Genomic DNA, 13,089 nt, shown 5'->3' with positions numbered 1-13,089 from the left:
GATAAACGGTTATGATAATAATCATCTAGTATGGATTATTTTTATAAAGGAACGTTATGACCTATCAAGAGCTTTATCAGTACGCTATTTTTATGCTCTCTCGCCGTGATTACGGCACAGTAGAGCTACAACGTCGCCTAGCACGAAGAATAAGAGAAAGCGATCGAGAAGCACAAACTGTCACTGATGAAACCTGCTTACCTCAAGTGATGGAACATTTATTAGAAAATCATTATCTTGATGATAATCGTACTGTTTATGCTTTCTTTCGCAGTTATTTAAATAAATCTTATGGTCCTTTGCGTATTCGTCAAGAATTACGCGTAAAAGGTTTCCCCGGTGAAATTATTGAACGTCTCTTCGAAGAAGATGAAACAGATTGGTATACTCTTTGCCAAGAGGTTCATGAAAAAAAATTTGGTGGTAGTAAACCCAAAGATTTTAAAGAGAAAGCGAAACACATTCGTTATCTACAATACCGAGGGTTTACCTCTGACACGATTAATGCCCTGTTTTAAATCATTAACGTAGTGTCATTGCGATATCATCTAATTTCTTATTATTCTCTTTTTTAAAATAGACTTTTTGATGTAAGAAAATATCAAAAGGAAAAGGAGAACGAATAAACTGTACTTCATCGTTTGTAATGGTTGAAATATAATGAATATTTTCAGGCATAAAGCAGTAACCCGCCCCTTCATCAACGCAGTGCAAAACATCCGCCATTTCTGTTAAACCTAAAGTATGGTATTGATAACCTTGATTTTTTAGTTTATCTAAAATCGTTGAAAATATGGGGTTTTGCAAAGTACTGCTTCTTTGTATCAAGGTTTCTTTGGCAAAAAATGTTTTGGTATTGGGATATTGTTCAAAGAGTTTTTTGCTCACCAATAATCCGACTTTTTGTGTGCATAAATTAATTGCATTGATATTTTTTTGTGGATAGTCAAACTCAAGAGAAGAAATCACAAGATCAAACTCTTTATCAAAAAGTTCCTCTTTAATATCATCAATATAACCATCTTCTAAAGATAGGCTATATTGACTGTTTTTTTGGCGGATCTCCAACAGTTTTGTTTTTAGATCAGGGTAATAAAGACCATCTAATTTAATGGAGAGCGAGGTTTTATCATCATTGGAATTCATTATCTGATTTTCAATTTTTCTAATTTTTTCATAATAGGGATATAAACGTTCATAGAGTGTTTTCCCCGCAGGGGTTAGATCCATTCCGTTTTTGGAGCGTTTAATCAGTGATTTACCTATTTGGCTTTCAAGTTCATTAATACCGTGGCGCAGTGCAGATGGGGTAACATTGATTTGTTCCGCTGCTTTTACTAGGCTTTGACAAGTCGCAACGGCAAAGAACTGATTTATTTTTCGTGAGAAAAACATGCAGACGTTCTCCATATTTATTTGTATATATATTTAAAATGAATAATCCTCTTGAATGAAATTTTTATATTGATATTTATCAATAATCATTTTAGCGCGACTAAAAATAAAAAAAAGCACAACGAATAATTTAAAAAATAACATTACCGACTAAAATTGATAATAAATCAGAATGTTTTTTATAAAAATAAAATCAAATGATTGATTGTATTATGTTGTCATATTTTGTTTGTTATTTACATCTCTTTTCTTGTTTTTTTTTCTTATTTAGAATCGCATTTAGCCGACAAAGAGTAAAAAAACTCAATAACAGATTATAAAAAATTCAATTTTCAATTTTTATTTTCTTGATATTTTAATTTTCGAGATGAAACGATGATTCCATTCTCTTAATTTTAAATTAACTTATATTAGGAAAATATTTAATGAAAAACATTAATACACTTTTAACGAAAATGAACTCTTCTACTTCAGAAGTGATTACATTAAAAGAATTAGCACCATTGTCACTTCATGAAATTCGTGCATTAAGCGAAGAGAAATTAAGTTGGCATGAGGCAAAAATATTATATACACACGCACAAGAAGCAACAAAAATTAATAAGCTTAATGAAGCTCATCATTTAGCACGTAATAACCCACAAGTGCAAAATGCCGTGGCGTTAGGTATTCAACAACAATCAGCACAAAGCCGTGCATTAGGTGATTGGATCCCAAATAGAGACAACCATTATGTCGATTCTAAATCTGTTGCATCAATGTTTTCACCCGCTGGTTATTTGACCGAGCTTTATCGTGAAGCAAAAGCCTTACATGCAGAAAATTCAATTTATCACTTGGATAAACGTCGTCCTGATTTAGCGCAATTAGTGTTATCTCAAGACAATATGGATAAAGAAGTTTCTACCCTTTCTTTATCAAATCAAATTTTAACCACAGTATTACAGAGTAAATTAGGTAGTAGCAAAGATCTATTTCGTGAATTAGCCACCAACCGTTTAACCGGTGGTACACCTTATCACCAACCTTATGAAACCATTCGCCAAGCTATTTTACTGCAAGATAAAAACCTTGAAGGATTAATGTCAGCCACTGATATCACTAAAACCTTCGACTCAGCAATACTAGCCTCTATTCAAGCCGATATTTCCCCTGAGCTTTATAATATTTTAACTGAAAATATTGATAAAGATACGAATGCACTTTTTGAGAAAAACTTTGGTAATATTAACGAAAAATTATTGAATAACTCTCACTTTATCGCTGAATATTATGATATTGATATTAAAGATGCTCAATCTGTTATCAAAGCATTTAATAAAAGAGAAACACTGTCAAATAAAGAGCTATTAAATTTAAATAAAATTATTCGATTATATAAAGCCACAGGAATGCCACTACTATCTGTGCTTACCGCCATTAAATCTAAAAATACTCTGTTTAATATTGATAAAGAAACGTTAAGTAGTTTTTTCCACTTGCAAGTAATAATGAAAAATTACCCTATTACCGTGGAACAAGCGATTGTGCTTAATGGAGGATTAATTTCAAAAATATCTTTTGATAATACACCATCTCAATTTGATCAATTATTTAATCATCCACTACTTAATGATACTTTTTTTATTGATGACAATCATTCTCTTGATTTAGTTAATGCAACATCTTCTACCGATATTACTCGTTTAAATACCTTAAAGCGTGCTTTTAATGTCAATAATATTGAACTGGTGATGTTATGGCAATTAGCATCGGATAATGCTAACTTTGCGTGTTCATTAGCGAATCTTTCTTTACTTTATCGTACCCATTTATTGGCTCAAATTTATGGCTTATCCGTTAATGAATTAATATTGCTTATTAATATTTTACCATCACCTTTTAATAAACAGATTGTGAAACATGAAACTTCTGATGATATGGGTCATTTAATTCACACTATTAATGATGTAGTGCAATTTGCCAAAAAAGAAAAATGGACAATTAGTGAACTATTTTTAATTTGTACGCAACAATATGAGTCTGAATTTAGTTCTGAACTTGAAGTGTTAATTAATACTTTAAAAGTCATATTAAAAAATACACTGACAGATTATGAAGCACAATTCTCAGCTGTTGCATCATTTATTGCCTCTGAGATGGGTGTTGATTCTATTGAAAAAGCAAATTCGATATTACAATGGGTTGACCTAGAAGTGGGTAATAAATATCTAAAAGATGTATTGCCAATAATTATTAAAGATACTCTAACTCAACAAGACAAAGTAGATATTGCACAATTCTTTAACAGGCTTAAAAAAATTACCTTGGTTTCCAATAAAGTGGGATTGAATAAGTATGAGTTGGAATTTATTAGTACTAAATTGAATTATCTTTATTCTAAAGAAGATTATATTTTAACAATTGATAAAATAAAATATGTCACTCAATTCCATCATTTTATTTCACAATGTGGCGATAGAGCGAATGATTTCTTAAATGGCCTTGAAAATAAATCACTAACCGCGAAAAAACTGGCATCTATTTTAAATATCGATGAAACAACGCTTACTCAAGCTTTGGCATTAACGCCAACCAATGCATTAAATGATTTTCAAAATATTACTGTTCTTATTCAATATCTTGAATTATCTAAGATGCTGGGTATTTCACCGAAAGATTTTGAATTATTCATTGAGTTAAAATACACCGAAAATAATAATGTTGCTGCTACATATGATAGTTGGGATAAACTTAGCCAAATTATTCAGGCAGGTTTAAGTCGTGAAAAAACAGCACAACTTGTTCAATTAATGGATGAGAAAAAAGCAACAGTATTAACTCACTATTATGCCAATCAAAGTAACAACCTATCGTTAACGGGTCGTGATGATGTTTATCACCACTTATTAATTGATAATCAAGTTTCTTCTGAGATTATGACAACGCCGATTGCACAGGCAATTGCCAATATTCAGTTTTATATTAATAACTGCTTATCGGGTGATGAAAAGGATGTTGATAAGAATGTGAAAGGCCGTACTTTCTTTGTGCAATGGAATGAGTTTAATAAACGTTATAGCACATGGGCAGGTGTCTCTAAATTAGTTTATTATCCTGAAAACTATGTTGACCCAACCATGCGTATTGGGCAAACCAAAATGATGGATACCCTATTACAATCCATTAGCCAAAATAGTGTGAACCGCGATACGGTAGAAGATGCCTTTAAAACCTATTTAACTTCATTTGAGCAAATCGCCAATTTAGAAGTATTAAGTGGATACCATGATAGTGTGACATTAAATGATGGTATAACCTATTTTATTGGACGTAACCCTGCTGACCAAATGAGTTATTACTGGCGCAGTGCTAATCATAGCAAAATTAAAGGTGATAAATTAGCCGCTAATGCTTGGACTGAGTGGACTAAAATTGAAAATGGTTTAAATCCGTATAATGATTTAATTCGTCCAGTTATTTTTAATAGCCGTTTATATATTGCTTGGATTGAAAGAACAGAAGTTGCTAAAGATAAAGCATCACAATCTATTGAAAAAGAAATTAAATATAGTTTAAAGCTATCTCATATTCGTTATGACGGTTCTTGGAGTGCGCCGGTTAGTTTTGAATTACAGGATGAAATGATTAAGGATAATAAAGGAAGTTTTCATTTAACTTATAATGAAGAGTTAGATGAGCTATTTGTTTTTTTATATAAAATGAAATCATCATATGATAGTGATAATAGTGATTATCATCTTTACTCTATTAATAATGAAATGAATATTTCGTCAATTTATGATTCAGGAAGTCCAGGTGAAAATATAAAAATAATATATAGTAGTGTAAAAAGTGAGTTTGATAAATTTAATGATGGTATTCAAAGAGTTGTCAATAATAAATATACAAGAAGAGATAAAACAAATTATAATATATCAAAAGATGCAGTGAATATTAAAAATGTAAGTGATAGTACTGATGCGTCATTATATGGATCTATATTAAATAATGCGAGTATAACTTATACGGAGGGGGATAAAATAACAAGTCACCTATCTGCATCTATACAATGTGGAATAAAAGAGACTCTATCAGCTTCTTATAAAATAAACGAAATTATTAGTTCTATATTACAAGATTTAAATGATAATAGTGAACTAGAAGATATTTTTTACTGCTCTTTTCCTTTTTATTTACAGAGATATTATCAGGGAGGTGTAGCAATAACAAATTACGAAGCTTATTATTGTTTTAGTATTAAGACTAATAATGTTTTATTTTTTATTTTTGATAAAGAAAATGAAGAATGGGTAACTGATATTACTCATGGAATTAATAACTCCAATCCTACATCTGACTATATGTCTAACGCTTATTTTGTTTATTATGATTCATTTTATTTTAAATTAAAGGATAATTATGGTTATTATTCTTTAACTGATTATAAAGTAAGTGATTTAATAAATTCTAAAATAATGTATAATGCTTTTTTTAGTGGTGGTGAAGAAATATTTAATACGTTAGATGCTGCTATTCCTGCAGAGGATGTTCCGTGTAATAAGCTCAATCAACTTTACAATAATTATGCTGATCATATAAAAGATATTAAAATTTCATTATCAGCAAATTCAAGAGTGAGTAATTATTCAATAAGCGATTGGAGTGATGATTATAATGGATTTTATGAAGATGTAAATTCTCATACTAGTAAAGATGATATTCTAAAGCTTGATATTCCAATTAGTGATTTTGGTGCTAGTGGTGTTATTACATTAAATGCAAATATCTCTGTTATTAATAAAAAAGATCAAGTTTTATCAGAAAAAATATTTGAATTTACGATAAAAAAAATCATCTATAATGAAACTGAAAATGTAATTAGCTTAAATCGTAATACTAAAGGTGCCCAATATCTCTCTATGAAACTGGCAGATAAAACCATGTTAGTGCGTTTAAATACTTTATTTGCGCGCCAATTGGTTAAACTCGCCAATAACGGTATTGATAGCATTTTAACTTTGGATACTCAGCGTTTACCGGAACCCGCATTAGAAGGTAATACTGATAAAACCATGGACTTTAATGGTGCTAATGCACTCTATTTTTGGGAGCTGTTCTATTACACCCCAATGATGGTCGCCAATGTGATGCTAGAAGGTCAAAACTATGATGAAGCGGGTCGTTGGTTGCGTTATGTGTTTAGTCCTAATGGTTATATTGACGGCGGTCAACATACTGATATCGTTTGGAATTCACAACCGCTCTTAACCGATACTGAGTGGGATAAAGAACAACTGGATTCAACCGACCCAGATGCCGTGGCACAAACTGACCCAATACATTATAAGTTAGCCACCTTTATGAAGTGCCTTGATATTCTTATGGAGCGTGGTGACAGTGCTTACCGTGTTTTAGAGCGCGATACCTTAAATGAAGCCAAAATGTGGTATATGCAGGCGCTGAAATTACTGGGTGATGAAACAGAACTACTAGGTGACAACGTTTGGTTAGCACCTAAATTAACCGAAGCGGCATCAAAAACAAAACAACCAACACGTGCTATCAATGAAGAAAGCGAAGAAACCGCATCACCGCGTACCGCTAATTCATTAACGTCGCTGTTTTTGCCACAAATTAATGAGAAGTTAGCACAGTACCATGACACGTTAAAAGTGCGTTTATTTAATTTACGTCACAATTTATCGATTGATGGACAACCGCTATCACTGCCTATTTATGCAACACCAGCGGATCCTAAGGCGTTGCAAAATGCAGCCGTTAATCAATCACAAGGTGGCAGTGCATTGCCAAATGCGGTGATGCCGACACAGCGCTTTCCTGTGATGTTAAACAGTGCAAAATCTGTAGTAAATCAGTTAATGCAGTTTGGTAGCTCGTTGTCTAGCATTACCGAACGTCAAGATGCCCAAGCATTGTCAGAATTACTCACTACGCAAGGTAGTGAAATTATTCTGCAAAATATGAAGTATCAAACAAAGAGTATTGAGGAATTTACCTATAACGAGAAAGCATTAAAAGCGTTACGAGAGGGTGCACAAAAACGCGTTGAGCACTATAGCAAATTGTATGATGAAAATATCAGTACCTCAGAACAACAAGCGATGGATCTCTATCTTGCCTCTTCGGTACTCAATACTGCCAGCCAAGGTCTGAATATCGCTGGTGCAGCTGCCGATTTAGTGCCGAATATTTACGGTTTAGCGGTCGGTGGCTCGCGTCTAGGCGCTATCTTTAATGCTACATCGATTGGTCTACAATTGTCTGGCTCTGCAACCCGTATTGCGGCAGATAGATTAAGTCAGTCAGAGTCTTATCGCCGTCGCCGTGATGAGTGGGCGTTATCTCGTGATAACGCAAAAGTGGAGTTAAAACAAATCGATGCGCAAATTGACGCCCTGAAAATACGTAAAGAAGCGGCAAATCTGCAACTAGATAGTTTGAAGTTACAACAGCAACAGACACAAGAACACTTAACTTTCTTGCAAAATAAATTTACCAATAAAGCCCTGTATAATTGGTTACGCGGTAAATTGATGGCGATTTATAAACCGTTCTACGACTTAACTGTTTCTCGTTGTCGTATGGCAGAATTAGCTTATCAATATGATTTAGGTGAAACACAAACCTTTATTCGCCCTGGTGCATGGCAAGGTAGCTATTCCGGTTTGATGGCAGGTGAAAGCCTAATGCATAACCTGACTCAAATGGAAAACAGTTACCTTGAAAAAGATAAACGTGCGTTGGAAATTACCAAAATTGTGTCGTTGAATGATGTATATCAAGGCTTAAGTAGCAATCAGTTTGGTTTTGAACAAGTCGCTGATGTGATTAATAAATCAAAAACACAGTTAGGTACGGCAGAAAACGGTGTTACGTTGAAAAATGGCCAATTACAAGCCTCTGTAAAACTCTCTGGTTTAGCTATCGACAAAGATTACCCTGCTGATTTAGGTCAATTACGTCGTGTTAAACAGATTAGTGTGACATTACCTGCGTTAACTGGCGCTTATCAGAATATCAGAGCGGTGTTGAGTTATGGCGGTAGTGCAGTGAAACCTCGTGGTTGTAATGCGATTGCGATTTCTCATGGCATGAATGACAGTGGTCAGTTCCAACTGAATTTCAATGATGATCGTTATCTGCCATTTGAAGGTTTACCAGTGAATGACACCAGTACACTGACTTTAAGCTTCCCTGATGCGACAGATAAGCAAAAAGAGATGTTACTGACACTGAGCGATATCATTCTCCACATTAATTACACCATTCGTTAATTATCCAAATCTTAATTAATTACAGGCTCCTTAGGGAGCCTGTCAGGAGTTCTACATGCAAAATTCAGAGAAATTGACCTTTGATGCGCCAAATTTACCCAAAGGGGGCGGTGCAGTCACAGGATTAACCGGCAATATGGGCGCCGTTGGCCCTGATGGTGCAGCCACTTTTAGCTTGCCGTTGCCCATTAGCCAAGGTCGTGGTTATGCCCCTTCTTTAGGCCTAAGTTATCAAAATCAAGCCGGTAATGGCACGTTTGGTTTTGGCTGGTCTGTGGGTGTGATGTCGATTCGTCGTCGTACTTCAAAAGGCGTGCCTACTTATACTCAGCAAGATGAATTTGTTGGGTCTGAAGGTGAAGTGATTGTGCCAATTATCAATAAGAAAGGCGAAATTGAAACAGCACAACGTAATGAGTTACTTGGCGTAAAACTCGCTCATCAATATCAAGTGACGACGTATCGTTCTCGTATTGAAAAAAGCTTTAGTCGTTTCGAATATTGGTCACTCAATGACAGCAAAGCACCAGCGAATACACCAACCCAATTTTGGGTAATGTATAGCGCAGATGGGGATGCACATTTATTTGGTTATGAAACCACAGCACAGATTGTAGATAGCCAAAACAGTGCGTATATCGCCCAATGGAACCTAAATGCTTCAGTTTCAGCAACAGGTGAACAAATTGAATATCACTATCGCCCTGAAGACGAACAAGGCTGCGATAAACAAGAAATTCAATCACATACCAATGCCAATACACAACGTTATTTAGATAAGGTTTATTACGGTAATTCTATCGGTGAGCGTGCTTTTTCATGTACGAAAACGGATAACACCTTACCTAACAATGCGTTATTTACGTTGGTGTTTGATTACGGTGAGCGCAGTAGTGCATTAGCAACTTATCCTCAGTGGCAGAGCAATTCAACATGGGCATTGCGTAAAGACTGCTTTTCACTTTTCCATTACGGTTTTGAAGTTCGTACTCGTCGTTTATGTCGCCAAGTGCTGATGTATCACCGTATTGAAAGTTTAGAAAAACAAACCGCACTAGCAGAAACTCCAGAATTGGTTGCCAGATTAACGCTCACTTACGATGAGTCAACATCAGGTACTGTTTTAGTTTCAGCACAACAATCAGCGTTTAATGACAATAAAGACACTCAATCGTTAGTGACATTACCGCCAGTAAAATTTGATTGGCAGAGGGTCGGTGCGACTCAACAAGCACAGTGGCAATCACTTGAGGAACTTGCATCATTTACGCCACAACAACCTTATCAATATGTCGATCTATTTGGCGAAGGGCTTGCGGGGGTACTTTATCAAGATAGCGGTGCTTGGTGGTATCGCGCACCGATTAGAAAAGAAGATAAGCAAAATCCTAATGCCATAACATGGGATAAAGCGAAAAAACTTCCTGTTATTCCGTCATTGCGAAATTCAGCCATGCTGACCGATGTCACGGGTGATGGAAAACTGGAATGGTTAGTCACACAAGGTGAGGTGAATGGCTATTACACCCAAGATGAAACAAAGGCAGAAAATTGGCTCAACTTTGTGCCACTTGATGCGCTACCGATAGAATATTTTCATCCTAACGCTGAAATTACTTCATTAACAGGCAGTGGTTTTGCTGATTTAGCTTTAATTGGTCCTCGCAGTATTCGTCTTTATGCGGGCTCTGCGCAAGGCTGGAAAAAAAGCAAAGAGGTGATGCAAACAGAAGGGGTGACGTTGCCGATTAAAAACGTTAATCGACGTACCTTAGTGGCATTTAGTGACGTGTTGGGTTCAGGTCAACAACATCTAATTAAAGTGGATTATCAAGGTGTAACCTGTTGGGTGCATTTAGGTGAGGGTAAATTTAGTTCACCTATTACTATTCCTGGTTTTTCTGCGGATCGTCTCAAATTTAATCCTAATCAACTCTATTTAGCGGATTTAGATGGTAGTGGCACAACGGATATTATTTACGCCCAATCGACCCACTTAGAAGTGTATTTTAACCAAAGTGGCAATCAATTTGTACGTGGTGATGATATCGCATTACCTAAAGATGTGCGTTTTGATAGCCATTGCCAGCTACAAGTGGCGGATGTGCAAGGTCTTGGTGTGGCCAGTATTTTATTGACGAAATTGTATCCTGTACCACAGCATTGGGTGCTTTCGTTACAAAATAAAAAGCCGTGGTTATTAACGTCCATTAATAACAATATGGGGCTTATTCAGAATTTGCATTACCGTAGTTCGGCGCAATATTGGTTAGATGAAAAATCAACTCGCCAACAACAAAATGAAGCTAAAGCGGTTAGCCACTTACCTTTCGCGTTGCATACGCTTTGGAAAACTGAAACGGTGGATGAAATTACCCAAAGCCGTTTCACACAGACTCTAAATTATCGCCATGGTGTTTGGGATGGTAAAGAAAAAGAGTTTCGTGGTTTTGGCTGTGTAGAAGCCACTAATGCCGAGTTATTTAAAAGTGAAGAAAACACCACGGATAAAACGCCAAGTGTGTTAACGCGTCAGTGGTTTTTAACGGGTAAATCCTTAGTTGATAACCAGTTTTTTAATGAGTTTTGGCAAGGCGATAATGTGGCATTTCCTCACTTCTCACCACGCTTTACCCAAGATGAAGGGAGCGACGAAAAGGCGTGTGATAACACAGTGCGTCAAGAACACGCCTATTGGCTTGAACGTGGACTGCAAGGTCAACTGTTCAGAAAAGAGGTCTATGGATTAGACAATATCGTTGTATCTGATGTGCCTTATACCGTTACGGAACAACGCCCGCAAGTGCGTTTAATTGAAGCGCAAGGGCGCTCACCCGTGGTGATGCCTTCAGTGGTGGAAAGTCGTACATACCATTATGAACGAATTGCAGCTGATCCGTCTTGTCATCAACAAATCACATTAGAGCAAGACGCCTATGGTGTTGTGACCAAAGCGGTTGCAATTGATTATCCAAGACGCGCTAAAGGTGCAAAAAATCCTTATCAGCATTATGAAAGCTTGCCTGAAACGTTATGGGCATCAAGTTATGATGAGCAACAACATACATTGCGTTTAGGTTTATCGCGTCAGACTTGCCATCATATTGTTCATCCTGAAAAACAGGTTTATCAGCTCGCGATCACCAACGCCAGTCGCCAAGATCGTTGGACATTCGGTGCGGAAAAACAGCCGAAAGAAGGCCTGAATGTCGAAGCCTTATTAGCGAGTAATAATTTGCTCACGCAAAAATCAGCTTTGGTATTTGCTGGGCAACAACAGCTTGCTTATCTGGATGCGAGTGGTAATGCGACATTAGCAGAACCCGATTTCCCTGTGCGTTTAGCGTATAGCGAAACCGCAGAATTAGACGAAGAAACCGCCAAAATCATTTCACAACCTTATCCAGATTTAAAACTGGATGAAGTGATGAAAAATGCGGGTTATCAGCAAAAAGATTACTTATTTGCAGACACATCAGAAAAAGGCAAAAAACTGTGGGTAAAACCGTTATTAGGTATCAAAGCCTATGGTTCATTAGCACAATTTTATAAGCCTTTAGTGTATAAAAAATCTGAGCTTTCTTGCGATTATATACTGTTATGGGATAAGCAATTCTGTGTGTTAATGGGGAAAGAGTCACCTTTAAATACACAAGATTTCCATCTTACTTATGATTGGCGTTTTTTATCACCTAACTCTATTACTGATGAAAACAAAAATATTCATCAGGTGACCTTTGATGGTTTTGGACGAGTCACTACAACCCGTTTTTCAGGCACTGAAAACGGTAAACAAAGTGGTTATAGCGATAAATCTTTTGTGATGCCAACGAATGTTGATGAAGCGTTAGCATTGACATCAACACTGCCTATTGCTTCTGGTTCTGTGTATGTGACTGACAGTTGGATGTCAGCATCCTCAAAAATGCCACCTCACGCGCTGCAAATCATGACAGACCGTTATGACAGCGATCCACAACAGCAAATTCGCCAACAAATCGCCTTTAGCGATGGTTTGGGACGCCTACTGCAAACTTCTGTCAGAGTGGAAGCGGGTGAGTCCTTTTTGCGTAGTGAAAAAGGTGAGTTAGTGGTTGATCGTGCACAACAGGCACAACAAAAAAGTACCACAACACGTTGGGCAATTTCAGGTGAAACCGAATATGACAACAAAGGGAATGTAAAGCGCGTTTATCAGCCTTATTTTCTGAATGATTGGCGTTATGTTTCGGAAAGTTCATCTCAACCTAATCGTTTTGCGGATACCCATTATTACGATGCATTAGGCCGTTTATATCAAGTGATTACTGCAAAACAATATCGCCGTCATACGATGATGACGCCGTGGTTTGTGGTTCAGGAAGATGAAAATGACACCTTAGTGTAGGTTATTTATTACGCGGATTAATTAACAATG

At 36.2% G+C, this 13,089-nt stretch carries 4 protein-coding genes; 3 read left to right on the top strand and 1 reads right to left on the bottom strand.

What is annotated here, in order from left to right; translation table 11 throughout:
* The first annotated feature begins 56 nt into the window (after positions 1–56).
* A complete protein-coding gene (locus tag JEP71_RS14580; protein WP_198620555.1) occupies positions 57–518 on the top strand; it encodes a regulatory protein RecX in 462 nt (153 codons plus the stop codon).
* A gap of 4 nt (positions 519–522) precedes the next feature.
* Here the strand turns inward: JEP71_RS14580 and JEP71_RS14575 are convergent, their stop codons facing one another.
* On the bottom strand, positions 523–1,395 hold the full coding sequence (locus JEP71_RS14575; protein ID WP_198626462.1) for a LysR family transcriptional regulator: 873 nt from the start codon (positions 1,393–1,395) through the stop codon (positions 523–525).
* A gap of 425 nt (positions 1,396–1,820) precedes the next feature.
* Between JEP71_RS14575 and JEP71_RS14570 the strand changes: the two genes are divergently transcribed.
* Both JEP71_RS14570 and JEP71_RS14565 read left to right on the top strand, forming a co-directional pair.
* Positions 1,821–8,672: a neuraminidase-like domain-containing protein gene (locus JEP71_RS14570; protein WP_198626461.1), complete on the top strand. Its 6,852-nt coding sequence runs from the start codon at positions 1,821–1,823 to the stop codon at positions 8,670–8,672.
* A 55-nt stretch (positions 8,673–8,727) separates the two neighbouring features.
* The gene (locus JEP71_RS14565; RefSeq protein ID WP_198626460.1) at positions 8,728–13,059 is read left to right on the top strand and encodes a SpvB/TcaC N-terminal domain-containing protein; all 4,332 of its coding nucleotides are present in this window, start codon (positions 8,728–8,730) and stop codon (positions 13,057–13,059) included.
* The last annotated feature ends 30 nt before the right edge of the window (positions 13,060–13,089 follow it).

Source organism: Proteus sp. PR00224 (assembly GCF_016238105.1).
GTDB lineage: Bacteria > Pseudomonadota > Gammaproteobacteria > Enterobacterales > Enterobacteriaceae > Proteus.
Note: the sequence above shows the minus strand (reverse complement) of the source record. Positions and strands in the feature narration are given on the sequence as shown.